This window comes from Lampropedia cohaerens (assembly GCF_001005215.1).
GTDB classification, from domain to species: domain Bacteria; phylum Pseudomonadota; class Gammaproteobacteria; order Burkholderiales; family Burkholderiaceae_C; genus Lampropedia; species Lampropedia cohaerens.
Genome location: NZ_LBNQ01000021.1, coordinates 17,716 through 41,879, shown reverse-complemented (window position 1 = coordinate 41,879; position 24,164 = coordinate 17,716). Strand labels below are relative to the sequence as shown.

The window sequence follows — 24,164 nt, the reverse complement described above, 5'->3', positions numbered from 1 at the left end:
TGATCGATTGAATAAATGGATATCTGACGATGACATCTTCCCAAGTACTGCGCAGCATACTGGTGCGCTGTATGGCACTGCTGGTTCTCGCGACCGCTGGCGTACAGGCAAAAAACCAGCCAGCGGTAACCATGCCTGCGCCCGACGTATACCTGCAGCTGAGCTACCACACCATCAACATCGGTGCGGACGGCGTGCAGCGCGAGGCGAGCTATCAGAAGCTGATGTACCGGCAGGGCAATCGCATCTGGATCGAGAAAACGCAGCCCAAGGCCCTGCTTGACAGCGCCGCGCACGGCCATGCGGTGGCGCAGCGCGGCGGCACGCATGCCGGCCATGCTCATACGCTGGCACAGGATGCGCCGTTGATGGTGACCCGCCAGGATGATGGGCAGGTGCTGGTGCAGGTGGTACTGCGGCAACTGGATCTGCTGATCGATGTGGAGCGCGGCCACCAGGGCAACGTCGGCTACAACGGCTCCTGGGATGCCAGCTACTGGGTGATCCCGCCGGCATCACTGGCAGGACTGCAGCCTGTTGGCAAGCCGCGCGACGGCGTGCAGATCTATCGCCGTTTCGAAGATGAAAGCATGACGGAGGTTGTCTGGGATATCGACAGGCAGTATCCCATCCGCGTGCTGCGCCGTGGTCCGCACGACATGACCTACTATCTGATGACCGCCGAGGAAGTCGCGCCGCCGCAGGTACTGCCATGGACCCAGCTGGCGGAACTCAGGCCGGGTGACTACTCCGATTTGCTGGATTAGGGGCGCTACGCGCGCCGTCCGCTGTCCGATTGCTGTGCGCCATGGTTAGCTGCCATCTGAGGCCTTCGGCCGGGGCATGGTGAAGATTTCATCAATGGTGGCAAAGTCCTGGTAGCCAAGGCGTGTCAGCAGCCTGAATCGGCACACGTCGAAGCGACCCTCGGCCGTCAGGCAGTCGTCGCGCAGATGCACCACATCCACGCGTGCCACCATGAGGAAATTGTCCGCGCCCTGCAGCGTGATGGTGTTGAGCAGACGGCATTCCAGCGCGGCGGGCGCATTGGCCAGGCGTGGGCAGTCGATGGACTCGCAGGGCACCGTAGCCAGGCCCAGCAGTGCCGCCTCGTTGACGACGCCGGGATACGGGGCGGATGACTGGTTGAGCGCCTCGCGATCATCGTAGCCGGCGATGTTGACGCAAAAGACGCCCGATTCACGCGCCAGTGTCAGGGTGTCCTTGCCCTGCGCGCGATCGGGTTTTTGGCCAATGGATGCCACCACGATCTGCGGTGGTTCGTAGGCGACTGCGCTGAAGAAGGAGTAGGGGGCCAGGTTTTCCTGGCCGTCCCTGCCTCGTGTGCTGATCCATGCGATCGGGCGCGGCGAGACGATGGCCGAGAAAGGATTTCTCGCCAGTGGCAGTGGCGCATCGGTACGGTAATGCATGGCGAGCGTTGACTCTGCAGCGCAGTCAGGGGGTGGTCGTTACAAGGACTGCAGCCATTCTAGGATGTCAGAGGAGGAAGTGACATCGGCATATTTTTGCTGCATGTCATAGAGGCTGGCCTCATGGGGCGCCTGGGCGCGATCGGCGCAGCAATCGCGGGGCACGAGGACATTGAAGCCCGCCTGCACGGCATCGACGACAGTAGCGCGCACGCAGCCCGAAGTGGTGGCGCCAGCGACGATCAGGGTATCGGTGCCCGCGGCGGTAAGCAGTGCAGCGAGGTTGGAGCCAAAGAAGGAGGAAGCGCCTTTCTTGGTGATCACAACGTCCTCCGGCTGGATACCGGTGGCCGCATCGATCTCGACCAGACGGGTGCCTTCGAGCAGATCCGCCATGCCCTTGGCCTTGCGAAGCCAGGCCAGCTGGGCGATCTCACCAGGGTGGTAGGCAATCGTGGAGAACACCACCGGAAAGCCCTGGCTGCGCAGCTTGTCGCAAATGCGCCTGGTGGCGGCCATCTGGGCCGAGGCATCCGAAGCGGTCGGATACTGCAAATCCGTAAAGCCGTAGGAGAAGTCCACCACGATGATGGCCGGGCGCGTGCCGCGCGGCACGGGGTGGCCGAATCCGGCCGCCGAATAAATCTGTTCCTGAGACATGGATACTTTCGTCTTTTGAGGGGTTCGCAGCCAGTACGAGGGGCCTAGCCGCGTGTCATCTGAATATCCTTGACGACGATGTCGCCATCGATCACCACCGGCGCATCGTCGAGAAACAGCGAGCAGCCGCGCATCGGAATATCCAGATGGCAGGCCGTATCGTTGGGCCCGCCCAGCTCATTGTTGGGGCCGGTGGAGAACATCACATTGCCGTAGAAGCTGCGCGGCTCCATGCCCATGCCGCCGGGGAACTCGCCGGGCACGAAGTTGTGCCACTTGGCCTGCGGGTTCATGCCCCAGCCCACATGGCTCATGCCATAGCCGCGCTTGTCGCCAAAGCTCTCCATGTAGGCCTTGACGATCTGCGCTTCCAGCCCGCCGCGGATATCGGTGATCCAGCCCTTCTCGATCGTGTAGGTAATGGGCTCGCGCACCATCAGGTTCTGCGGCAGCAGAATGTCGCCGGGCGCCACCACGATCGTGCCATCGACGCCGTCATCGTCCCCGCCGGTAAAGACAAAGCCCGAGGGCCAATGATCCCAGCGGCCGGGCGTATCGGTACAGGCGTACTCGGCTATGGTCGGATAGGTGTTCAGCCGGTAGGTCACATCCGTGCCGTGCGGGGAGGTGATGCGCATGACCTTGGCTTCTTCCAGGATCTTGGCGGCAATCTCCACCTTCTCGCGCAGCTCCGGATAGGGCAGCAGGCGCGCCAGCAGTGCGGGCGGCTCGACTGCAGTGAGAATGCGCGTGCCGGCGGCCTGAATGGCGAACTGCTCCTTGGAAAACAGCAGGAAGATGCAGTCGATGAGCATGTCGCACTGCTTGAGCGCCTCGACCGCATCGGGCATGGCCGCCAGCCCTGTGACGCCCACTGACCAGCCATCGGAGGGCAGGGGGGCGGGCAAGCGCATGTGGTACATGTTGGCGCCCAGGCGCTGGCCCGCGGCCATGAAGGCATCGGCATAGTCCAGCCGGTCATTGCCTTGGGTCAATACGATCAGGCGCTCATCCTTGCGCACGCCTGACATCTTGAGCTGATGCAGGCAAATCTCGGTAAAGCTGGCGTGGTCCATGGTCAATCTCCTTGCTTTGCTACCTGGAACAGGTGGTTCTTACACACGAAAGTCCGAAACGGCCGCCAGAAAACCTTCCAGGTCATCCCAGGGAATCATGTGGCCCGCACCCTCGACCTTGCGCACTTCCAATTGCGGCATCAGGCTTTGCACTTCGGCTTGGTCTTCAGGCAGCACCACGGTGGCGCCACCGGCAATCACCAGGCGAGCGGGCAGCTTGATGTGCGGCAGATCGGCGTGGATGTCATCGGTGGCAAAGCCATCCCAGGCCTGGCGGATAGCGCCCCACTGGCAGGTATGCAGCCACTGCGCGCGCAGCGCCAGTTGTTCCTCGCTCCACGAAGGGCAGAAGGTGCGCATGTCCTCGGCGCTGCAGCCCTTTTGCGCCATGCGGATGGAATCGCTGTACCAGGCCCACTTGGCCGGGTAGGGGCGTCGGCCCGGACCGGACATGGGAGGATCGACCAGGATCAAGCCCGAGAACGCATCGGCATTCTTGCGCGCAGCACGGATGGCCGTGCGTGCGCCCATGGAATGGCCCAGCACAATGGGCTGGCCCAGTTGCTCGCCCAGCGCCACCGCGTCATCGGCCATGGCATCCAGCGTGTAGTCCAGATCGCCCGCCTCGCTCAGGCCGCGCCCGCGCACATCGAGCACGTGCACGTCAAAGTTGTCGGCCAGACGCTCGCCGACAAAGCCCCAGGTAATGGCTGGAGAGGTGATGCCCGGAATCAGCAACAGCGTGGGGCCATTGCCCGGATAGTGGATCAAATGCTGGCGAATGCCGTTTGCGTGCAGGTGATAGCCTCGCATGAGGGATTTCCTTTCGACTGTCGATTCAATAAGCGCCAGAGAGCAGCGCGCCGCCGCCGGGCACGCGGGTGGACAGCTGCAGCGCACGCAGCATGGCCCAGGTGGTGGCTACTGCGGCGGTGACCACCGGCTTGCCGGTCAAGGCTTCCACGGTCTGGATGGCAGGCAGCGAGGGCATCTGCACGCAGGCCGAGAGCACAATGACGTCGGCATCCTGGTAATCCATGGTCTGCACGATGTCGGGCAGGTTCATCGGGTCATGGGCGGCCACGGCCAGGTTGTCCTGAATCTCTAGCGCGCGGCTGTCGACCACGTCGAAGCCCTCGTGGGCGATGTAGTCAAAGACCATCTGCGCCAGCGGCTTCATGTAGGGCGCGACGATGGCGATCTTCCTGGCCTTCATGGCGTGCAGCGCATCGACCAGCGCACCGGCGGAGTTGATCACCGTCGCATCGCTGTCGTTGCCGCGCACCACCTGCGTCAGGCGGTCCTTCGAAGCACAGTGGTAGCCCAGGCCCATGGACATGATGGCCACCAGGCAGGCGTAGCCCATGACGTCGACCTTGGCATCCGAGAGCTCGAGCGCACAGCGGTCGCTGTCGGCATCCATCCTGGAGAGTTCTTCCTTGGTCACATGCTTCATGCGCATGCGCGAGGAGTGAAAGGTAAAGCGCTCGGGCGCAATCAGCTCGCGTGCGCGCAACATTGCGGGTATCTCCGTCTCCATCGTGATGTTGGAGCTCGGCACAATCTGGCCTATTCGGTAGGGTTTGGTGGTCATGAAACACCTTCTGGTGCTGGCAGGGAAAGCAGCCGAGGACGCCTGCTTTCCAATTACGTGAAAAGGCACAAGGCCTGCGCGATGTGGGGTGATCACCCCACCAGCGGTGCGTGGATGGGGTCGTAGGCGTAAACCCATGCCGGATCCTCCGGCTGCTTGAGCCATGTGTTGGCGTTGGAGATGGTCTGCACCTTGGTGGCCCGCTCGCGCCGTGTGGCCTCGTAGATCCTGAAGGCGTCCTGGTACTGGGCCATGCCCGTCTGTGTCAGTGCGCGGGTGAGGATGGCGGCGTCCTCGATGGCCATGCAGGCACCCTGTGCCATGTGCGGGCGCATCGGATGGCAGGCATCGCCCAGCAGGCAAAGGCGGCCACGGCTCCACAGGCTGAGCACATCGCGGTTCCAGAACGGCCATTTGGTCACCTCGGTGGTGGCATCGATCAGGCCCTGCACCATGGGGTGTGCATCGCCGCCGAAAATAGCTTCCATCTCTTCCTTGGAGCTGTCGACGAAGCCGGTCTCGTGTTCCCAGCCGCCCTCGATGGGCACGCCGGTGACGTAGTAGTACTCGCTGCCATCGGCCTTGGTGGCATAAGCCATGATGTGGCGCGATTTTTCCCACCACCATTTGACGCAGCGTTCGTACTCCAGGCCGGTGGAGGCCAGCTTGTTCATGTCGATCAGCGCACGGTGGCCGACCCAGCCGGAAAAACGTGGTTTCTCCGGGCCAAGCAGTTTCTCGCGAATCATGGAGTTGATGCCATCCGCGCCGATGACCAGGCTGGCAGTTACCTGCTTGCCGTCTGCAAAGCTCAGCAACACGTCGCTGTCACGCTCCTGCAGGTCGACCAGGCGATGGTTGAAGTGCACGATCTCGGACGGCAAGGCAGCAATCTGCTCGGCGTGCATGTCACCACGATGGATGGTGATGTAGGGCGCGCCATATTCCGAGACAGCGTAGTCGCCCAGCTTGATCTTCGAGAGGTACTCGCCGGTACGGCCATCGCGCGAGAACCAGTGGCTGGGGTGCGCGCCGATTGCTGCGAGGCGATCTTCCAGCCCGATTTTGCGGAACACCTTCATCACGTTCGGGCCGATGTGGATGCCAGCGCCAAGGCGTGTGAACTCCGGTGCCTGCTCGAAGCAGTGCACGGAAAAACCGGCGTCGATGAGCAACGCTGCCGCGGCGGCGCCGCCCAGGCCTGCGCCGATGACGGCTATGTCGATGTGTTGAATCTCTGTCATTGTTGTTTCCTCGTGTGTCGAACGAAAAGCACGACATGCCTGCGTGCAAGCACGTCGCTGGTAAATGACTGGCGGCCGCGCAATTGGGGGCCGTCGATGCGGGCATGCTCCTCTCACGAAAGGGAGGGCATGGCCCTGTCGCCGCTGAAGGCACAGGCATCCCGCCCGCGCCTCTGGCGGCACGCGTTATCGTCAGTGCGCAGGAAGGGGGCAGGTGGCGTCATGCCGGCATGGCATTGCCGCCCGCGCCGGTCAGCGCTAGACCGTCAGATAGGTTCTGCGTACTTCCTCGTTGGCGGCCAGCTCGGCCATGGTTCCTTCGTACTTGAGCTGGCCCTTCTCCAGGACATAGGCGCGGTCGGAGACCAGCTCGGCAAAGTGCACGTTCTGCTCGGACAGCAGGATGCTCGTGCCCCTGGCCTTGAGCGCCAGAATCATGTGGGCCATCTGCTCTACGATGACTGGCGCCACGCCTTCGGAGGGCTCGTCGAGCAGCACCAGGAAAGGGTTGCCCATCAGGGTGCGCGCGACGGTGAGCATCTGCTGCTCGCCGCCACTCATCTGTCCGCCGGGGCGATCCTGCATGGCGCCCAGGTTGGGGAACAGCTGGTACAGCGCCTCGGGTGTCCAGGTCACGGCTTCGCTGCCGTCGGGCCACAGGCGCGCGGGCTGGCGGCCCACTTCCAGGTTCTCCGTCACGGTCAGATCGGTGAACACACGTCGATCCTCGGGCACGAAGCCCAGCCCCATGCGAGCGATTTCGAAGGACGCCTTGTTCGAAATGTCCTGCCCGAGAAAACTGACGCGGCCGCTGCGCCGGCTCAGCAGACCCATGATGGCCTTGAGCGTGGTGGACTTACCCGCGCCGTTGCGGCCCATGAGTGCCACCACCTCGCCGCGGCGCACCTGCAGGCCGATGTCAAAGAGGATGTGCGCCGCGCCATACCAGGCGTTGAGCTGCGCGACCTCCAGCAGCGTCTGCGTGCCGGGTGTGGCAGGTCCGATTGGCGTGAAGGCATCAGCCTGCGCCGTCGTTGATGCAATAGCCATGGTCATGCCGTCTCCTCCTGCGGCGCCTGGGATGGTTTCTCGAAAGTCTTGCCGCTGCCGAAATACACTTCCTGCACCTTGGGGTCGTTGCGGATCTGCTCTGCCGAGCCTTCCGCAATCAGCCGGCCCCGTGCGAGCACGATCATCCGGTCGGCATAGGCAAACACCACGTCCATGCTGTGCTCGGTGAACAGCACGGCCATGTTGCGGTTCACCACCAGCTGCTTGGTCAATGCCATCAGCGCGTTGCGCTCCTTGGGAGCCATGCCGGCGGTCGGCTCGTCCATCAGCAGCAGCTTGGGGTCGTTGGCCAGCCCCATTGCCAGCTCGACGCGCTTGACGTCGCCATAGGCCAGCTCGCTGCAGGGCCGGTTGGCCTGTGCGCGCATGCCGACCTGATCGAGCAGCTCCAGCGCTTCACTGCGGTACTGCGACGCCGCGCTGCGCCAGAAGGTGTAGATGCGCGACTGGTGCGACAGCAGCGCCATCTGCACGTTCTCGACCACCGTCAGGGAGCTGAATGTTGCGGCAATCTGGAAGGTGCGCCCGACGCCGAGGCGCCAGATGTCACGTGGCTTCATGCCGACCAGCTCGTGCCCTGCGAGCTTGACCGAGCCGGCCGTAGCGACAAGCTGGCCTCCGACCATGTTGAAGGTGGTGGACTTGCCCGCCCCGTTGGGGCCGATGAGGGCGAGCAGCTCGCCCGGGTAGAGGTCGAAGTGGATGCCGTCCACCGCCCGGACGCCGCCGAACGACTTGCACAGCCCTGTTACCTGCAAAAGTGGTGCAGTCATGCCTGCTTCTCCTTCTCGCTGCGAAGGGCCATCCTGGCCGTTTGCCGGTGCGCCCACCAGTCGCCCGCCTGCCTTGCAAAGCCCGCAATGCCCTGTGGGAACACCATTACCAGCAGCAATATCACGCCGCCAAAGAGCGCCCGCCAGTACTCGGTGGCCCGCATGATGTAGTCCTGCAGCACGTTGAACGTGGCTGCGCCGACGATCGGGCCCATCAGCGTCTGCACCCCACCGAGCAGCACCATCACCAGCCCGTCGACCGACTTGTTCACCGACAGGGCGTCCGGGGAGATGCTGCCCTTGGAGAACACATACAGCGCGCCAGCCAGGCCGCCGAAGATGCCGGCAATGACGAAGGCTATCCATTGCACGCGCTTGACGTCAATGCCGATGGCGTCGGCGCGCAGCGTGGAGTCCCTTCCGGCGCGCAGCGCAACGCCAAATGGCGCAAAAAGGATGCGGCGCAGCAGCAGAATCGACAGCACCACCACTGCCAGCGTCAGATAGAAGTAGGCCGAGCCCGACAGCCAGCTGCTGGGCCATACGCCGATCAGCCCGTTGGAGCCGCCGGTGAAGCTGTCCCACTGGAAGACGATGGACCAGACGATCTGCGAGAACGCTAGGGTCAGCATGGTCAGGTACACGCCCGAGAGGCGCACGCAGAACCAGCCGAAGAGCAGGGCGCCAATGCCGGCGACGATCGGCGCCAGTGCCAGCGCCAGTGGCATGGGCATCATCACGGCCTTGAAGAGGATGGCTGCGCCGTACGCGCCCAGACCGTAGTAGGCAGAATGCCCGAAGGAGTGCATGCCGCCCGGCCCCATGATGAAGTGCAGGCTGGTGGCAAACAGCACGGCAATGAGCACGTCCTGCGCCAGCACGGGCGCATACGGGAACCAGTCCGTCAGCACGGGCAGACTGGCCAGAATCGCCACCACCCCCATCATCAGCAGCTTGAACTGTGGCGAGCTCGGGCGCAGCGGCGCTTCGGCGGGGGCCATGTTGCGGCTGGCGGCCTGCGGGCGGCCCATCAGGCCCCAGGGCCGAAACACCAGCACCAGCGCCATGACGAGAAACTCCACCACCAGTGTCAGTTTCGAGAACGAAACCTCCACGCCGAGTATGTGCATATTGCCAAGGCCGATGCAAATGGCCTTGATCTCTGCAATCAGTAGCGCGGCCACGTAGGCGCCCGGAATGGAGCCCATGCCACCGACCACGACGATGATGAAGGCCTCGCCGATGGCCTTGAGGTCGAGCACCAGGCTGGCCGGCTCGCGCGGCAGCTGGATGGCACCGCCCAGCCCGGCTAGCATTGCCCCCAGTGCGAACACGCCGGTGAACAGCCAGGCCTGGTTGACTCCCAGTGCGCCAAGCATCTCGCGATCCTGCGTAGCGGCACGCACCAGCACGCCCCAGCGGGTGCGCGTGAGCAGCAGCCACATCAGTGCCAGCACTGCCGGACCGACCACGATCAGAAACAGGTTGTAGGTCGGGTAGGGGCGCCCGAGCAGATCGATGGAGCCGGTCAAGCCCGGGGCACGACGTCCCAGCAGCTCCTCGGGGCCCCACAGCCAGAGCACGAAATCGTTGATGATCAGCACCAGCGCAAAGGTTGCGAGCAGCTGAAACAGCTCCGTCGATTTATAGATGCGCCGTAGCACCACCACTTCCACCAGTGCGCCGATGGCACCGACAAGCAGTGATGCCAGTACCAGGCTGCCCCAGAAGCCGATGCCGGCGGTGGCGCCGATGCCCAGCCGCTCGACCAGCGAATAGGCAATGTAGATGCCCAGCATGTAGAACGAGCCGTGCGCGAAGTTCACGATGCGGGTGACGCCGAATATCAGTGAGAGGCCGGCAGCCACAAGAAAAAGCGAGGACGCTTCGGCCAGCCCGTTAAGCAGCTGTGCCAGAAAGCCAGTTAAATCCATGGGAATCTCTATTCCTAGATGCGCTTGGCGTGTCGAATGGTCAAAAAGAGGGCGGCTGCTGCCCACGTCCAGTGCAGGACGGGGCAGGTTCTCGCCGCCGTTCAGGCTTAAGGCGTGGCGGGGCGCAGCTTGGCGACTTCCTCGTCAGGTGGCAGCAGCTGCTCGCCGGGGACGTAGTAGAAGTCCTCCATGACGCCTTCACCGTCCTTGAGCGCGATGCGACCCACATAGGTGCCCATGGTCGATTGGTGGTCGATCGCGCGGTACTCGATGACACCGTCGGGCGTTGGCACCTTCAGGCCGGAAAAGGCCTTGATCATCGATTCCGTGTCGGTCTTGCCGCCGGCACGCTTGACACCTTCGACGATGGACTTGATGGTGGAGTAACCCACCACCGAACCCAACCGCAGGTTGCCATCTCCGAACTTGGCTTGATAGGCCTGCACGAACGCCTTGTGCTCAGGCGTGTCGATCGCGTACCAGGGGTAGCCGGTGACGATCCACCCCACTGGCGCCTCGTCGCGCAACGGTTCCAGGTATTCGGGCTCGCCCGTCAGCACACTGACCACCGGAATGCCCGCAAAGGCACCGCGCGTAGTGCTTTCCCGCACCAGCTTGGCCAGATCCGGCCCGAACAGCGCGTTGAACACGGCATCCGGCTTGGCATCGGCCACGGCCTGTACCACGCTGCCGGCATCCACCTTGCCCAGCGGCGGAGCCTGCTCGATCACGAACTCGACATCCGGCTGCGCTTGCTTCAGAAGCGTCTTGAAGGTCTCCGCGGCGGACTGCCCGTATTCATAGTTCGGGTAGATGATGGCCCAGCGCTTCTTGTTCAGCTTGACGGCCTCCGGCACCAGCGACGCTGCCAGCATGTAGGTCGAGGTGCGAAGGCGGAATGTGTAGGGGCTGCCACTGTCCCAGGTGATCTTATCGGTCAGCGCCTCACTGGCCAGGAAGAACACCTGCTTTTGCCGCGCGTAATCAGCCATGGCCAGCCCTACGTGCGAGAGGAAAGTGCCTGCCAGGATGTCGACTTTTTCGCGCGAGAGCAGTTCCTCGGCCTGACGCACTGCTTCGCCCGGGTTGGCGTTGTCATCGCGGATGATCAGCTCGAACTGCTTGCCGTTGACGCCACCCGCCGCATTCGCTTCCTCCAGCGCCAGGGCCATGCCCTGCTTGTAGGCTTCCAGGAAAACAGGCTGCGCCTTGTAGCTGTTGATCTCACCGATCTTGATGGTGTCCTGTGCCGATGCGGCCATGGCAAGGGTGGCGGCACCGATGGCGGTGGCCCAGCGCACCGTCTGCAGGCACTGGGGAAGAAGGGGTAGGTTCATGGTCTCTCCTGGAAGCGGTTGAGGCTGCGCGGTAGCGCGATTCAAGCGACATAGAATGCATGCGCTCGAAATAAGGAAGCAATAACCGTTCCAGGTCGGCCTACGCGAGAGCAGGCAGGGGATGCACCAAAAGAATGCTAATAGACTGTCATTTCAGCTATTTTTTACCTGTTTCAGGGGTTTGTGCATCTTGTTGGTGCCTATCCTAGGGGGTGATAAAACGCCTTCTCTTATGCCAATGTTATGATGTATACACTTAAAATATCTTCATCGACACGCAAAGTTTTCTGCGTCTTCCAGGCTTCCCGAGCCTTTGTAGACAGCTTCCTGCGGGTAGGGGCAGAGCGGGCGAGTGCGGCCTGGCCAGTCCGTGCCCGCGCCCGCCGTCGCGATCAACACGTCCGGAGCGCGGCCTGCCTCCACCCAGCCGATGACAGCGCCGACGGCATCGAACTGGTCGGTCGCATTGCCGCCCGCGCAGTGCGCCATGCCTGGCACGAAAAAGGCGCGTGCGGTATCGGCAGTCTGTGCATCTCCGTAGCGAGCGCGCAGCCGGTCGTAGTACGCCGCAACGTCGTGAATGGAGAAGGCCAGGTCGGCCGCGCCATGGAAGATGATCAGCTTGCCGCCACGCTGTCGGAAGGCGTCCAGATTCTCCGAGTCGCCATTGGTGAACTCCACGCCGCTGCGCGTGAAGGGTGTCTGCGTGGCAAACAGCTTGGCATATTCGGTGTCGACGTCGGCCGTGAGCGAGTAGTCCATCAGATCCATGCCCAGCGTGGGGGCGTGGTGTAGATGTGTGAGGCTTCGCCCGCAAAGATGCTGCGAAACGGCACACCGAACATCCCGACCATTTCCGGGTCATACGGCCAGCGGGCATAAATCAGCTCGCCGGAAGCCAGCTGGCCACCTGCGAACATGTCCTTGACGAATTGCGCTTTCTCGGCGCTCAGGCAGTTGCCGTTGTCTCCTGGCTTGCAGACCCACTCCAAGGGGTCGGGCTGGCAGGCGCCCATTTTGCTCACGATGCCATCAACCGCACCGTCTGCCGCGTCGCAAGCCTGCAGGATGCGATCTTTGACGATCTGCGTTTCCGCAGGCGACATCGCTTGGCTCAGATCCGGCTTGCCATCTGCACCCCTGGGTGCCACCTGGGCGGCACGCTGGACCTGGTGGATGCCTGCCTCGATTGAGGCCTGTGCGAGGCGAAAGCCTGGTGCCGCGGCCACGATGCCGTCAAAGAGCTCTGGATAGCGTTGCGCCGCAATCATGGCTTGCCTGCCGCCGTTGGAGCAGCCGACGAAGTAGGACTTTTGCGGGCTCTCGCCATAGAAACCGGTGATAAGCGTCTTGGCTGCCGCAGTCACCTGCGGCAGTTGCATGTCGCCATACTCATCGCGCGCCTGCGGGTCTGCGCCGAACAGGTAACTGCCGTTTTCCATGCCTGCCTCGGCAATGTGTCCCGAGTCGGTGGTGACCACGGCGAAGCCGTCCAGCAAGGCGTTGCGGGTATTGCCGCCGCCGCTGTAGTTGCCCAGGGCGGTAAAGAGTTGCCCGTCGACGCCTGAGCCTCCCTGGTAATAAAAACGTTGGTTCCATGCCATCGGCAGGCGCAACTCGAACTGTAGTGCATAGGGCTTGCCGTCGATGCCGGTGCGCTGGTTCATGGCGCCTCGCACCAGGCAATGGTCGGGCCAGGAGGTAGCGGTGATCGCGCCAGCGCTGGCGCGCTCGAAGGTCGCCTGCGTCACTGCGCCGCCTGCAACCGTGGCGCCCGGCAGCGCCTCGCAACGATTCGCAAAGGCTCGAGGATCGGAGCGATCGTCCGAAGATGCGTCCCCTCCCCCCGCCACAGGCGGGTAGAGCAGCGGCTGCGAGTAAATACAACAACGGATTGCCCGCGACAGGGGGCAATGGGTGAGTGCGCGTTGGCATGATTGCGTCGGGAGGATGGCAAGTCGCCTTGCCGGGATGGGAAGAGAGGTGCGCGTCCCGTAACTGGCGGGAGCCGACGGGCTGCTGCGTCCCCATGCCGGGCATGGGCAGGACGCCACTGCGCTGCGGCTTGCCACAACAGCCTGAACAGGATTGGTGCCACCTCCAGTGAAGTGCATTTAAGGTGTATGCATGCATTGATTTCTGCAACAACCATGCCATGGCTATCAATAGCCAATGATTTGCTGGCTATTTATTGCAATTTGCAAAATGGTTTGAGTGTCTACGCTTTGTTGTGGCGGAATTTGGCGGGGCGCGGCGCATTGAAACGGGGCCATGGGCTGAGGCCAGGCATCTGGCATGCGGGGGTACGATGGCGATCGCGCGTGCGGCCAGTGCCGCAGCGGCTGGCGTCGGCGCACCTTGCAGGGACGTGTCTAGGCGTGTTCGCCGTTGCTGGCGCACATCTTGGTCAGCAGGTACAGCAGCGCCACGCGCTCTGCGGGATTGAGGTCGCCAAACGTCTTTTCGGTGATGGTGTGCCCAAACGGCACCATCTGCTGCACCATTTGTGCGCCTTCGGCTGTCAGCTGCACCACGACCTTGCGCCGGTCGGTCGGGTCATGCTCCACGGCCACCAGGTCCCGGGCGCGCAGGCGCTCGATGACGCCGCGTACGGTGGCCTGGTCGATCACGGTCGCCTTGACGATGTCGGCAATGGAACTGCCGCCGTGGTCCTTCAGGGCGCACAGCACCACGAACTGGGCGGCAGTCAGCTGCGAGTCCGGGATGTATTGTTGAAACACCATGGTGTGGCGCTGGTAGGCGCGCCGCAGCAGGTGCCCGACCTGGGTGCTGAAGTCATAGGGTGCTGTTGCGTGGCTGGTCATAGAGGGCGCGTGAGGGCAAGACCGACAGGACCGGCGCACCCCGGAAATGGTGCGCGCGGTAACGGAATGATTCTAGAGCGAGGCAGCTGCGGTCGCCTGCGCCGGCGCGCATGCGCTGTGTAACGCCTTCAGGACGACATCGGGCGTGAACGGCGGCGCGCGAAATCGCAGTCCGGTCGCATCGAACAAGGCGTTGGCCACGGCGGCAGCAGAGGGCACGGAGGCCGACTCGCCCGAGCCCATGGGGGGCTCGTCCTGACGGTCCATGAGCACTACGTCGATGTCCGGCAGGTCGGCAAACCCGATGATCGGGTAGGTGCCCCATTCCCTGCTGGCAGCGCCTGCCGCATCGAAGGCCACGCGCTCCATCAGCACGCGGCTGAGGGACTGGATGATGTTGCCGTGGATCTGGTGGCGCACGCCGTCCGGGTTGACGATCATGCCGGTGTCTTGCCCGTAGGTGACTCGCTCCACGCGGATGCGGCCCGTTGCGGGGTTGACACACAGGTCCACCACCCAGGCGCCCCAGGCGGCGCCAAAGCCCGGGAACTTGCTGTGGACGTAGCGCGCGTAGGCAATGCCGCGGCCACGCAGCATGCCATCGCGCTCGGGCGCGCCGCGGCTGCCGTGGGCATGGGCGCACCAGCGCGCGCGTTGCGCGGTGGCCTGCAGCAACTCGCGGGCGCGGGTGTCGTCGAGGTGGCGCAGCCGGAATTCCAGGCGGTCCGCACCGGCGGCCTCGCAGAGCTCGTCGAGCATGCAGTCGTGCGCAAAGGAGTTCGGCAGGGCGGACACGCCGCGCAGCCAGGACGCGCGCACGATCGGCGGCCCATCGTGGCATACCGCCTGCAGGTGCGGGTAGCGATAGGGTGGAATGGCGGTGCGGTCGCCCATCTCCAGGGTCCGGGGCTCGGCTGGCAGCTGGCGCGTCAGCAGCAGTGCCAGCAGTGGCGCGTCGTTCGACGGGTAGCGGATGGCCATGTCGTAGGCCAGCAGATTGCCCTGGTGGTCGATGGCAGCGCAGACCTCCATCAGCTGGGCGGTGCCCTTGGGGTCCCAGAGGTGCTCCTGCGCCCGCGTGAGCTGCACGCGCACGGGGGCGCCAGCGGCGCGCGCGAGCAGCGCAGCGTCCGCGCAGACATCGTCGGCGCAGTTGCGCCCGTAGCAGCCGGAAGCTTCCAAGCGCACGATCTCGATGTGCTGCTCGCCGATGTGCAGCAGACGGTCAAGGTCGGTGCGCAGCATGTGCGGATTCTGCGTGCCGGCCCAGACGGTGAGTCGATCGCCCTGCCAGCTGGCCACGGCGCAGGATGGGCCGATGGAGCCATGCATCTGGTAGGGCCAGACATAGTCGTTGCGCAGCACCGTGGCGGCCTGCGCCATGGCGGCTGCGACGTTGCCATCGCTGCGCAGTGGCCGCAGCGTGGAAGGATTGCTGCGCAGGGCCTGCTTGAGGTCGCTGAGATCCGGCGCGGCTGGTGGCGGTTGCCATCGCACCCGCAGGGCGCGCATGGCGGCTTCGGCCTGCTCTTCGCGATCAGCGACGACGCCGATGAAGTCACCGTGCACGACTACCTGGATGTTGCCGGGCAGGTCGGCCACCGAGCTGGCGTCCACTTCCAGCAGACTGTGGCCGACGAAGGCGCCGCTGTCGCGTCCATGGTAGGGCGGGCGTATGACGCGGCCGTGGCGCATGCCTGGCAGACGCACGTCATGCACAAAGGTCAGTGCTCCGGTGGCCTTGGCGGGAATGTCCACGCGGGCGGCCCGGTGGCCGACCAGGCGATAGGCGCTGGCGGGCTTGAGTTTGACGTCCTGTGCCAGATACAGCCGCTCACGGCGGCCGTGTAGCAGATCGGCATAAGGCACGCGCCTGTGGCCCTGCAGATCGTGCACGCAATCCTGTTGCGCGACGAGGGCATCGCGCGGACAGCCCCAACGTGCGGCGGCGAGATCGATCAGCCGCTCGCGCGCCTGGGCGGCAGCGCGCCGCAGCGGCATGGCGGAAATCTGGATGCTCGCGCTGGCAATGGTAGGGCCTTGGTTGGGCGTGCTGTCGGTGTGGCCCAGCACCATGGTCAGCCTATCGAAGTCTGTTTCCAGCTCCTCTGCAACAACCTGTGCCAGGGCGGTGCGGATGCCGGTGCCCAGATCCACGTGGCCATTGAAGGCATAAACCCGGCCGTCGTCGAGCACGGCAATGAACACCTCCGGTTCATGCGGGACGTAATTCGACGCGGAGCCCGGCTGACCCGGCGCTGGTTGCGCGACCGCACTGGGGTTGCGCACAACCAGCAGTGCACCGTCACGGTGCAGAAGGGCATCACGCAGCGCGCCTGGAGTCTCGGATGGGTTGATGTTCGTCATGGCGATGCGTGGCCGTGCGCACACGAATGGGGAAGGGCGGCACAAAAGCGGTGCGAAATGTGCGGCGCTGGGCGTGAAAGTTGCGTGTATGCATGTGGATTCGATGGCAGGCGTGTCTGCTGCGCTGCGCCAGGCATCCGCGCGGAACATCCGATGGGTTCGGAATAGCTGCAGAGGAATACAAGGTCTGGCAACGGTAGCAGGGAACGCTCTCCGGTGCACGCTGGTGTATGCATTAAGCGTGCCGAGGATGCTGGCGCATCTGCGGGATTTGGAGTGTATGCATTGAAAAACGGGAACGGTTTGTGCTTGCGCAGTGGCATTGCGTCGCGCCGCGTTGCCACGCGCAAGAAAACACGCGGGTGCCGCTGGTTGAATGGACAAGAAAGCAATGAACAATTCGCACGCGCATGCCGGCGTCGTGGTGCTGCAGGTCAATGGGCAGTCCCGGCGCCTGCCGCAGTCGCCCGGGCAGACGCTGCTGCAGGCGCTGCGCAACGACTGCTGTCTCAACGGCCCGAAGTACGGGTGTGGCCTTGGCGAATGTGGTGCCTGCACCGTACTGGTCGATGGCGTTGCTGCCAGGTCCTGCGTGTTGCCGGCCGCTGCAGCGCAGGGCCGCCGCATCACCACGCTGGAGGGCCTGGGCACTGCGCAGGCGCCCGGGCCGACCCAACAGGCCTTCATCGATTGCGAGGCGGCCCAGTGCGGCTACTGCCTCAACGGTATGATCATGACGGTCGAGGCGCTGCTGCGGCGCAACCCCGATCCCACGGAGGCGGAGATTCGCCGCGAGTTGCGGCATAACCTGTGCCGCTGCGGTACCCATGTTGAGATCCTGCAGGCGGCGCGGCGGGCTGTGGCTCTGCATCGGCAGCGGCGCGCGGCGGCAGCCGGGGAGGCCCAGTAATGCCGTCGCAATTGTTGCCGCCCGCGTCGCAGGCGGTCACGGGACTGCCGGAGGACGTTCTGCATGGTGCGGTGGTGCGTCCGCCTGCCATGGCGTGGGACGGCCATCGGTACCTTGGCGCAACGCTGCGTGCGGTGCGCACTGAGACGCTGGCTGGTGGCGCGGGCGTAGTGGCGACCGTGCAGCGTCGGCACTTTGTCGGGGTGGTGGCAGTGTCTGCCGTGCATGCGCGGCAGGCCGCCGAGGCACTGACGCTGCAATGGCAGCCGATGTCCGGCGCGCAGCGCACGGCAGCGCTTGCGCCGGGCGAGGCGTCGTATTGTTGGTCATCCCCCGAGCGCGCACAGGGCGCTGGCGAGGTGGTGGTGTGGTGTACCGCAGCGGATGTCGTGGTCTGGCTGCCGCAGGGGGCAGGCGCCACTTCGATGGTGATCGACGAACTCGCGGCATTGCTGCACGTGCCGCACGCGCGCATCCGTGTGCAGTGCCTGCCAGGGGGCGTCAGCCCGCAGGTCGCACCAGATGGCTTGGCGCTTGTCGATACGGTGGCCGATGCCGCCTTGCTCTCTGCCGCCGTCCATCGGCCGGTGTGCATGCCCATTGCGCCATCGGGCCGCGGCGCACCGCTGGTGCTCGCGCATGCCGACGAATCGCCGGCCCCGGTAGACGCCGCCGCAGCGGCGACGGCACTGGCAGAAGATGGTCCGCCGCCCGGTCAGGGTTGGGGGAGCGGCTGGCAGGCCGGCACGGTCTGGGCAGTCAGGCCGAGCCTGGCGCGCCTGTGCGCCGAGCCAGAGCGCGCGTTCGCCGTTGCGCACACGGCGGTGCAGCTGCTTTATGGAGGCCCTCAGTACCGGGGCGGGGGCGCGCCATTGAGCCATGCGAGCGCAGATGTGCTCAATGCGGCGCTGGTCTTCGCGCAGGAAAGCCGTGCGCATGCACAGGCGTGCGCCCAGGGTCAGGATCCCCTGACCTGGCGTCTGGCCCTGACACCCGATGGGCCGGGCCGTGTGCTGATGGAGCAGACGGCGCGGCGCAGCGGCTGGCTGCAACCGCATCAGGACGACACCGCGTTGTCGCCCGTGATGTCGCCGCTTGCAGATGGATTGCTGCATGGCCGGGGCTTTGCCGCGGCGGGGCTGCAGCACCCGGGCGGGCGCGAGGAATGGGCAGCGTGGGTGGTGGATGTGCACGTCGATCCGGTCTCCGGCCAGGTGGATGTGGCGCGGGTGGTGGTTGGACATGACGCAGGACAGCTGGCGCAGCCTGTCCCTGCGATTGCCACGGACGAGGCGCAGCATCTGGCCCTGGCCCAGGCGATGGTGCCGCCACCCAGGCAGTTCGACGACTGGCCTGCCGCTGGCCCGCTGCCCGCCGTGTCAGATGCAGCGCCGCGTGCGCTGGAAGCCATGTCTGATGCGGGAGTGCCGGCGCATGGGGACGCGCCAGCGGCACCGCTGGCCACCAGCCCTGTACTGGCCTGGCCAGCTGCGGCAGCCATTGGCAACGCCATCTACGACGCCTGTGGCGTGCGGCTGCGCACTGCGCCGTTTGATCCGCGGGAACTGCGCGATGCGCTGGGCCTCGCAGAAAGAGCGCCAGCGGCCAAAACGTCGGTGCGCAAGCGCGGCCTTGCCTGGCTGGCGGGAAGCTGCGCCGCCGTGGCCAGCGCCGCCGCCGTGCTGTGGCCGGCGAAACCGCCCATCGCACCGGTCGACGCGGTTGACCTCTCCGTGTTTTCTGCCGAGGCCATCGAGCGGGGGCGGCTGGTGGCCGCCGCGGGCGACTGCATCGTCTGCCATACGGCTCCCGGCGGTCCGTCCAATGCGGGCGGATTGGCGCTGGAGACGCCGTTTGGCGTGATCTACAGCACCAACATCACTCCCGACAAGGAAACCGGCATTGGCCGCTGGTCCTACACGGCTTTCGAGCGTGCCATGCGCCAGGGCGTGCACCAGGATGGCCGGCAGCTGTACCCGGCCTTTCCGTACACCGCCTTTGCCAAGATGACCGATGCCGACATCCAGGCGCTGTACGGCTACCTGATGTCGCAGGAGCCGGTGCGCTACCAGCCGCCGCAGACCCGGCTGCCGTTTCCTTTCAACCTGCGCTTTACCCTGGCGGGCTGGAACTGGTTGTTCCATGACGACAAGGTTTATCAGCCCGTGCCGGACAAGAGCCTGGCTTGGAATCGCGGCGCCTATTTGGTGGAAGGTGCGGGCCACTGCGCCGCCTGCCACTCGCCGCGCAACGCCCTGGGGGCGGAGAAGTCAGGGTTCGCCCATTACCTGGCTGGCGGCGAGGCAGAAGGCTGGGACGCGCCGGCGCTCAATCGCCTGGCCGAGGCGCCGGTGCCATGGACTGCCGAGGAGCTCTACCAGTACCTGCGCACGGGCTACTCGGCGCGCCACGGGGTGGCCGCAGGTCCGATGGCGCCCGTCATCCACGGGCTTGCCGAACTGGCCGAGAGCGATGTCAGCGCCATCGTGACCTACCTGATGGATCTGCCGGGCAGCAACGCTGCCGTGCCGAACGTGGCAGCGCCCGGCGTGCCGCAGGAGGCGGTCGCCAGTGCGCCTGTCCAGGTGCAGGAGCGTGTGGCATTGCGCGAGCTGGCGTGGTATGTCGAGGGGGAGCGGGTGTTCCAGAACGCCTGTGCGGCCTGTCATGCGGCAGATGGCGGGCCAACGCTTTTCGGAGCCAGGCCGTTGATGCAGACCAACACCAACATCCACGCGGGCACCCCCGACAACCTGATTCAGGTGATCCTGCACGGTATCCAGAATCCCGCTGATCCAGCGCTGGGCTACATGCCCGGTTTCAAGGAACACCTGAGCGAGCAACAGGTCGAGCATCTGGTGCGCTATCTGCGGGCCGAATATGCCGCTGACCAGCCGCCATGGAGCGATGCGGCATTGCAGTCCATCAGTCGTATCCGCCAGCAGCCTGACAGCCATGGTGCGGCGCCCACGCGCAATGCCTTGGGCGCGGCCCCATGACCTGCACGAACCACCATGGCAGAAACCAGTGAACTGACCGTTTTTCGCCAGCTGCTGCAATGGCGCAGTGCCGGCAGGCACGCCGCGCTGGTGACGGTGGTGCATACCTGGGGATCCTCACCGAGGCCGCCCGGTGCATTGCTGGCCTTTGACGAAGACGGTGTGGTGGTAGGGTCGGTCTCCGGGGGGTGCGTGGAGGAGGACTTGCTGCGCGCACAGCTGTTTACAAACGGAAGCTGTGCGTGGGGTCAGCTGCCCGCGCCGCGCCTGCTGACCTATGGCTTGGATGCCGCGCAGGCCCACCACATCGGCCTGCCCTGCGGCGGTACGTTGCAATTGCTGCTCGAACCGGATCCGGAGCCACGCCTGCTCGCCCAGGTTGTCGGGCATCTGCAGCAAGGGCACCTGATCGAGCGATTGGTGCCGCTGTCCGGCGCGGATGTGCAGGTGCGGCAGGTGCCGCGGCCCGGGGCGCTGCATTTTGATGGCGAGCAGCTGCGCATGCCGCTGGGGCCGGCCTGGCGCATGCTGCTGATCGGGGCGGGAGACATTGCCGCCTACGTTGCCGCAATGGCGCAGATCAATGGGTTCCACATCACCGCCTGCGATCCCCGTCCGGGCAGGTTGCACACGATGGCGGCTACCGGGGTGGCCTGCACCACTGCCATGCCCGACGATGCGGTGCTGCAGTTCCGACCGGATGGGCGCACGGCGGTGGTCGCGTTGGCGCACGATCCGAAACTGGATGACCTGGCGCTGCTGGAGGCACTGCGCAGTGATGCCTTCTACGTGGGAGCCATCGGTTCCAGGCGCAATGCAGCGCGTCGGCGCCAGCGCATGATTGAGCAGTTGGGGGTGGCCCCCCGCATGCTGGAACACTTGCACAGCCCGATCGGTCTGCCAATCGGCAGCAAGACGCCAGCGGAGATCGCCGTGGCCATCGTTGCGGAAGTGCTTGCCGTGCGCAGTCGGCTCGACCGCCCGCCTCAACCAGAACGGCCGCAGCAGGTCCAGTTGCCGGCGGTCTTGGCCGCACAGGCCCCATCGCAACCAGCGAGAGAAAGTGCGATCGACGGCACCTATACGGTGATCGATGCGCGAGGCACAGCCTGTCCGGTTCCCATCCTGCGTGCCAAGCGCGCCCTCAACGACCTACGTGCGGGCGAGCGACTACTGGTACTCGCCACTGACGATCGCGCGGCGCAGGATTTTCATGCGTTCGCGGCCCAGACCGGCCATACCGTGACCGAGTATTACGCGAACGCCGCTGGCGTGCACCATATCTTCCTGGCCAAGGCCATGCGGCCACGAGCGCTCGCGAAGACACCAGCGTCAGGAGCAACGCTGGACGCTGCGCCGTCAGGGCTCGTAGGGCTCGATCTGCGCTGACTTGAGACTGTAGCCGCTCACGCCCATTTCCGAATCATTGCGGGTGACAACCATCTCGCCGCTGGCCCAGACGGCGTCGAGCGAATGGATGCCCTTGACGGGGGCATCCAGCTTGATGTGGATGATCTGGTTGGCAGGCGGCGGGGGCGTATGGATGCAGGCGCCGAAGTTGGGCACCAGCAGCAGCTCGGTCAGCCCGTCGCGGCCTTCTTCCAGCGCCACCACATAGCCGGGCAGGCGCACGGTCTTGCCGTTCATGTCGGGCACGGTAGGTGCGGCATCCCAGACCTGGCGCATGCGGTCGTAGAGCTGCTGCGCGCGCGGATCGGTGTCCTCCCACGCGTCGGCGCCAGCTTCGAACAGGTCGGTGAATTCCGCGCTGGGGTCCCAGTCGGCGGGCACCAGCTCGTCCCAGCTGATGGCAGCGGGAGCGTTGGCTGCGGCCAGTACGCCGCCTGTCTGCAGGGCCAAGGTTGCAGCGATGCAGCACGTTGCCAGGCGAAGGGTTGTACGTCGTTTCATGGCTTCTCAGGTAACAAGGGCAGGAATGGGAGAGGGTCAGACAGGCGGCGAGAGGCCATCGACCAGCGAGAGCCGGTAGGCGCGCCAGCCCGGCAGAAGGCTGGCGATGAACCCGGTAGCCAGCAGGCCCGCCAGTATCCACCACTGCATGGTCGTGATGTTGCCTATGGACAGCACCAGCCCAAATTGGTTCAACAGCCACGGGCCGGCAAGCAGCGCGCTGGCCACCAGCGCGATGACGCCGATGATGACGCCAAGTACGGTCGTCAGCGCGCCTTCGAGTGCCAGCAGGCCAACGACATGCCAGGGCCTGGCGCCGACTGCGCGCAACACGGCCAGCTCGCGGCGGCGCTCGTTGAGTCCGGCCAGTACCACGGCGACCATGCCCAGCAGGCTGACGAAGGCCACCAAGCCGGACATCAGCAGCAGTGATTTCTCGCCGGTGCCGATGACGCGCCACAGCTCATCCATGGCCACACCGGGCAGCACGGCCATCAGCGGCTCGCCGCGGTAGTTATTGATCTGGCGCTGCACGGAAAACACCTGCGCGCGCGACTGCAGGCCCACCAGCAAGGCGGTGACGTTGCGCGGGCGCAGGTCCATCTCGCGCACCGCCTGGGCATCGACATTCTGGCCGGGAATGCGCATGCCGGCCTTCCAGTCGACGTGCAGCGCCTCCATCGCCTCCAGGCTGATGTGCACCGTGCGGTCTACCGGCGTGCCGGTGGGCGCGAGGATGCCGCTGACGACAAACGGCTTGTCGTCGTGCTCGGTGGCGTTGATGGGTCCGCCCGCGCCGTGCGTGAGGGTGATGCGGTCGCCCAGCTTGTAGCCCAGCTGCCGCGCCACATCGGCGCCAAGCACGGCGTCGAACAAGTCCTCGAACGGCTTGCCTTCACGCAGGCGCAGCGGCTGCGCACTGCCATAGCGAAAGTGTTGGAAATACGCGCTGGAGGTGCCCAGCACCGGATAGCCGCGGTGGGAATCGCCCAAAGATAGCGGAATCGTCCAGGCCACGCCGCGCATGCCAGCAATGTCCTGCACGCTGTGCCAGCGGATGTTGTTGGTCGCTGCGCCCACGCGGAACACGGAATACAGCAGCAACTGCACCGAGCCGGTGCGGGCGCCGACGACGAGGTCGGTGCCGGAGACCGCCGAGGTGAAGCTCTCGCGCACGTCGGCGCGCAGGCGCTCGACCCCCAGCAGCATGAAGGTCGACAGCGCGATCGAAAACACCGTCAGCCCCAGCGTGAAGCGGCGGTTCATGGCACTTTGCCAGGCCAGGCGAAGCAGGGCGCGCATTGGTCAGGCCTCCGTGACTTCCTGCGGCTGGGCTGCGCGGTTGATGGCCGGCAGGCTGACCTGGCGCGCAAAGCGCGCGGCCAGCCGCTGGTCGTGGCTGACGAACACCAGCGTGCTGCCGGCCTGCCCGCAGGCCTGAAACAGCAGATCCATGAAGCGATCGCGGCGATCTTCGTCCAGTGCCGAAGTCGGCTCGTCGGCGATGACGACCGGCGGCGCGCCGATCAGCGCTCGCGCTGCGGCCACGCGCTGCTGCTGGCCGACCGAGAGGGCGCGTGCCGGGCGCTGCCAGCTGGCTTCGGGCAGGCCCATGGCCGCCAGCCAGTGGCGGGCGCTGGCCACGAGAGTGCCGTGCGCCTGCCGGGCGGCCTGGGCGCGCCGCGTGGAGAACCGGCACGGCAGCAGCACGTTGTCGAGCACGCTGAGATAGGGCAGCAGATTGAACTGCTGGAAGATATAGCCAAGCTGGTCGGCACGGTGCCGGTCGCGTGCGGCGCTGCCCATGGCGGACCAGCGCTTGCCGGCCAGAAGGACTTCGCCCTGCTGCGGCAGAAACACGCCAGCCAGCAGCGACAGCAGGGTGCTCTTGCCGCTGCCGCTCGGGCCGTGCAGAAACACGCTCTCGCCAGCCGCAACCGAGAATGCATCGATCAGCAGGCAAGGGCTGGCCTGTCCTGGCCAGCGGAATACGACGTCACGCACTTGGAGAATCATGGCAACGAAAGGAA

At 65.2% G+C, this 24,164-nt stretch carries 21 protein-coding genes; 4 read left to right on the top strand and 17 right to left on the bottom strand.

Annotated elements, in window-relative coordinates; genetic code table 11:
• Nucleotides 1–29: 29 nt before the first annotated feature.
• Nucleotides 30–767 (top strand): hypothetical protein, encoded by a 738-nt coding sequence (locus AAV94_RS06195; RefSeq protein ID WP_156454360.1) that lies wholly within the window; start codon nucleotides 30–32, stop codon nucleotides 765–767.
• A gap of 45 nt (nucleotides 768–812) precedes the next feature.
• On the opposite strand, the gene AAV94_RS06190 is transcribed toward AAV94_RS06195, so the two are convergent.
• The 14 genes from AAV94_RS06190 to AAV94_RS06130 all read right to left on the bottom strand — a co-directional run bounded on the left by AAV94_RS06190 (nucleotide 813) and on the right by AAV94_RS06130 (nucleotide 16,314).
• A complete protein-coding gene (locus AAV94_RS06190; RefSeq protein ID WP_046741470.1) occupies nucleotides 813–1,433 on the bottom strand; it encodes a flavin reductase family protein in 621 nt (206 codons plus the stop codon).
• Between the two features lie 39 nt (nucleotides 1,434–1,472).
• Nucleotides 1,473–2,093: an isochorismatase family protein gene (locus AAV94_RS06185; protein WP_046741469.1), complete on the bottom strand. Its 621-nt coding sequence runs from the start codon at nucleotides 2,091–2,093 to the stop codon at nucleotides 1,473–1,475.
• Between the two features lie 44 nt (nucleotides 2,094–2,137).
• Entirely contained in the window at nucleotides 2,138–3,169 is a 1,032-nt protein-coding gene (locus AAV94_RS06180) for a M29 family metallopeptidase (protein WP_046741468.1), read from the bottom strand.
• Nucleotides 3,170–3,208: 39 nt separating this feature from the next.
• Nucleotides 3,209–3,982 (bottom strand): alpha/beta fold hydrolase, encoded by a 774-nt coding sequence (locus tag AAV94_RS06175; protein ID WP_046741467.1) that lies wholly within the window; start codon nucleotides 3,980–3,982, stop codon nucleotides 3,209–3,211.
• Nucleotides 3,983–4,007: 25 nt separating this feature from the next.
• Nucleotides 4,008–4,763, bottom strand: coding sequence for a maleate cis-trans isomerase family protein (locus AAV94_RS06170; protein WP_046741466.1), 756 nt, complete (start codon nucleotides 4,761–4,763; stop codon nucleotides 4,008–4,010).
• A 92-nt stretch (nucleotides 4,764–4,855) separates the two neighbouring features.
• On the bottom strand, nucleotides 4,856–6,007 hold the full coding sequence (locus AAV94_RS06165; RefSeq protein ID WP_046741465.1) for an FAD-dependent monooxygenase: 1,152 nt from the start codon (nucleotides 6,005–6,007) through the stop codon (nucleotides 4,856–4,858).
• A 258-nt stretch (nucleotides 6,008–6,265) separates the two neighbouring features.
• Entirely contained in the window at nucleotides 6,266–7,063 is a 798-nt protein-coding gene (locus tag AAV94_RS06160) for an ABC transporter ATP-binding protein (protein ID WP_046741464.1), read from the bottom strand.
• Nucleotides 7,060–7,851, bottom strand: a complete 792-nt coding sequence (locus tag AAV94_RS06155; protein WP_046741463.1) for an ABC transporter ATP-binding protein — start codon at nucleotides 7,849–7,851, stop codon at nucleotides 7,060–7,062. Before AAV94_RS06155 ends, AAV94_RS06160 begins: the two co-directional genes overlap by 4 nt.
• Nucleotides 7,848–9,785, bottom strand: coding sequence for an ABC transporter permease (locus AAV94_RS06150; protein WP_046741462.1), 1,938 nt, complete (start codon nucleotides 9,783–9,785; stop codon nucleotides 7,848–7,850). Before AAV94_RS06150 ends, AAV94_RS06155 begins: the two co-directional genes overlap by 4 nt.
• A 107-nt stretch (nucleotides 9,786–9,892) precedes the next feature.
• A complete protein-coding gene (locus tag AAV94_RS06145; protein WP_046741461.1) occupies nucleotides 9,893–11,122 on the bottom strand; it encodes an ABC transporter substrate-binding protein in 1,230 nt (409 codons plus the stop codon).
• Between the two features lie 267 nt (nucleotides 11,123–11,389).
• Nucleotides 11,390–11,893, bottom strand: a complete 504-nt coding sequence (locus AAV94_RS14370) for a tannase/feruloyl esterase family alpha/beta hydrolase (protein WP_052754939.1) — start codon at nucleotides 11,891–11,893, stop codon at nucleotides 11,390–11,392.
• Nucleotides 11,884–12,873 (bottom strand): tannase/feruloyl esterase family alpha/beta hydrolase, encoded by a 990-nt coding sequence (locus AAV94_RS14365; protein ID WP_052754938.1) that lies wholly within the window; start codon nucleotides 12,871–12,873, stop codon nucleotides 11,884–11,886. Before AAV94_RS14365 ends, AAV94_RS14370 begins: the two co-directional genes overlap by 10 nt.
• Before the next feature lie 621 nt (nucleotides 12,874–13,494).
• On the bottom strand, nucleotides 13,495–13,947 hold the full coding sequence (locus AAV94_RS06135; RefSeq protein ID WP_046741460.1) for a MarR family winged helix-turn-helix transcriptional regulator: 453 nt from the start codon (nucleotides 13,945–13,947) through the stop codon (nucleotides 13,495–13,497).
• Between the two features lie 72 nt (nucleotides 13,948–14,019).
• A complete protein-coding gene (locus AAV94_RS06130) occupies nucleotides 14,020–16,314 on the bottom strand; it encodes a xanthine dehydrogenase family protein molybdopterin-binding subunit (RefSeq protein ID WP_156454359.1) in 2,295 nt (764 codons plus the stop codon).
• A gap of 391 nt (nucleotides 16,315–16,705) precedes the next feature.
• On the opposite strand from AAV94_RS06130, the gene AAV94_RS06125 reads away from it, so the two are divergent.
• Genes AAV94_RS06125 through AAV94_RS06115 form a run of 3 tightly spaced genes read left to right on the top strand, consistent with a single transcriptional unit; the run spans nucleotide 16,706 to nucleotide 21,612 of the window.
• Nucleotides 16,706–17,224: a (2Fe-2S)-binding protein gene (locus tag AAV94_RS06125; protein WP_046741459.1), complete on the top strand. Its 519-nt coding sequence runs from the start codon at nucleotides 16,706–16,708 to the stop codon at nucleotides 17,222–17,224.
• Nucleotides 17,224–20,223: a c-type cytochrome gene (locus AAV94_RS06120; RefSeq protein ID WP_046741458.1), complete on the top strand. Its 3,000-nt coding sequence runs from the start codon at nucleotides 17,224–17,226 to the stop codon at nucleotides 20,221–20,223. The genes AAV94_RS06125 and AAV94_RS06120 overlap by 1 nt, the downstream gene beginning before the upstream one ends.
• A gap of 15 nt (nucleotides 20,224–20,238) precedes the next feature.
• On the top strand, nucleotides 20,239–21,612 hold the full coding sequence (locus tag AAV94_RS06115) for an XdhC family protein (RefSeq protein ID WP_084824779.1): 1,374 nt from the start codon (nucleotides 20,239–20,241) through the stop codon (nucleotides 21,610–21,612).
• Here the strand turns inward: AAV94_RS06115 and AAV94_RS06110 are convergent.
• Genes AAV94_RS06110 through AAV94_RS06100 form a run of 3 tightly spaced genes read right to left on the bottom strand, consistent with a single transcriptional unit; the run spans nucleotide 21,583 to nucleotide 24,150 of the window.
• Complete coding sequence (locus AAV94_RS06110) at nucleotides 21,583–22,134, bottom strand: DUF3299 domain-containing protein (RefSeq protein ID WP_046741457.1); 552 nt, start codon at nucleotides 22,132–22,134, stop codon at nucleotides 21,583–21,585. The two genes, AAV94_RS06115 and AAV94_RS06110, sit on opposite strands and share 30 nt — an antisense overlap.
• Before the next feature lie 36 nt (nucleotides 22,135–22,170).
• On the bottom strand, nucleotides 22,171–23,436 hold the full coding sequence (locus AAV94_RS06105; RefSeq protein WP_046741456.1) for an ABC transporter permease: 1,266 nt from the start codon (nucleotides 23,434–23,436) through the stop codon (nucleotides 22,171–22,173).
• 3 nt (nucleotides 23,437–23,439) lie between these two features.
• Nucleotides 23,440–24,150 (bottom strand): ABC transporter ATP-binding protein, encoded by a 711-nt coding sequence (locus AAV94_RS06100; RefSeq protein ID WP_046741455.1) that lies wholly within the window; start codon nucleotides 24,148–24,150, stop codon nucleotides 23,440–23,442.
• Between the last annotated feature and the right edge of the window lie 14 nt (nucleotides 24,151–24,164).

Coding starts and splice junctions, on each gene's coding strand:
- AAV94_RS06115 (WP_084824779.1), top strand. CDS start 20,239: ATGGCAGAAACCAGTGAACTGACCGTTTTTCGCCAGCTGCTGCAATGG.
- AAV94_RS06195 (WP_156454360.1), top strand. CDS start 30: ATGACATCTTCCCAAGTACTGCGCAGCATACTGGTGCGCTGTATGGCA.
- AAV94_RS06175 (WP_046741467.1), bottom strand. CDS start 3,982: ATGCGAGGCTATCACCTGCACGCAAACGGCATTCGCCAGCATTTGATC.
- AAV94_RS06135 (WP_046741460.1), bottom strand. CDS start 13,947: ATGACCAGCCACGCAACAGCACCCTATGACTTCAGCACCCAGGTCGGG.
- AAV94_RS06130 (WP_156454359.1), bottom strand. CDS start 16,314: ATGACGAACATCAACCCATCCGAGACTCCAGGCGCGCTGCGTGATGCC.
- AAV94_RS06150 (WP_046741462.1), bottom strand. CDS start 9,785: ATGGATTTAACTGGCTTTCTGGCACAGCTGCTTAACGGGCTGGCCGAA.
- AAV94_RS06170 (WP_046741466.1), bottom strand. CDS start 4,763: ATGACCACCAAACCCTACCGAATAGGCCAGATTGTGCCGAGCTCCAAC.
- AAV94_RS06155 (WP_046741463.1), bottom strand. CDS start 7,851: ATGACTGCACCACTTTTGCAGGTAACAGGGCTGTGCAAGTCGTTCGGC.
- AAV94_RS06125 (WP_046741459.1), top strand. CDS start 16,706: ATGAACAATTCGCACGCGCATGCCGGCGTCGTGGTGCTGCAGGTCAAT.
- AAV94_RS14370 (WP_052754939.1), bottom strand. CDS start 11,893: ATGGATCTGATGGACTACTCGCTCACGGCCGACGTCGACACCGAATAT.
- AAV94_RS06180 (WP_046741468.1), bottom strand. CDS start 3,169: ATGGACCACGCCAGCTTTACCGAGATTTGCCTGCATCAGCTCAAGATG.
- AAV94_RS06105 (WP_046741456.1), bottom strand. CDS start 23,436: ATGCGCGCCCTGCTTCGCCTGGCCTGGCAAAGTGCCATGAACCGCCGC.
- AAV94_RS06120 (WP_046741458.1), top strand. CDS start 17,224: ATGCCGTCGCAATTGTTGCCGCCCGCGTCGCAGGCGGTCACGGGACTG.
- AAV94_RS06145 (WP_046741461.1), bottom strand. CDS start 11,122: ATGAACCTACCCCTTCTTCCCCAGTGCCTGCAGACGGTGCGCTGGGCC.
- AAV94_RS06185 (WP_046741469.1), bottom strand. CDS start 2,093: ATGTCTCAGGAACAGATTTATTCGGCGGCCGGATTCGGCCACCCCGTG.
- AAV94_RS06160 (WP_046741464.1), bottom strand. CDS start 7,063: ATGACCATGGCTATTGCATCAACGACGGCGCAGGCTGATGCCTTCACG.
- AAV94_RS06165 (WP_046741465.1), bottom strand. CDS start 6,007: ATGACAGAGATTCAACACATCGACATAGCCGTCATCGGCGCAGGCCTG.
- AAV94_RS06100 (WP_046741455.1), bottom strand. CDS start 24,150: ATGATTCTCCAAGTGCGTGACGTCGTATTCCGCTGGCCAGGACAGGCC.
- AAV94_RS06190 (WP_046741470.1), bottom strand. CDS start 1,433: ATGCATTACCGTACCGATGCGCCACTGCCACTGGCGAGAAATCCTTTC.
- AAV94_RS06110 (WP_046741457.1), bottom strand. CDS start 22,134: ATGAAACGACGTACAACCCTTCGCCTGGCAACGTGCTGCATCGCTGCA.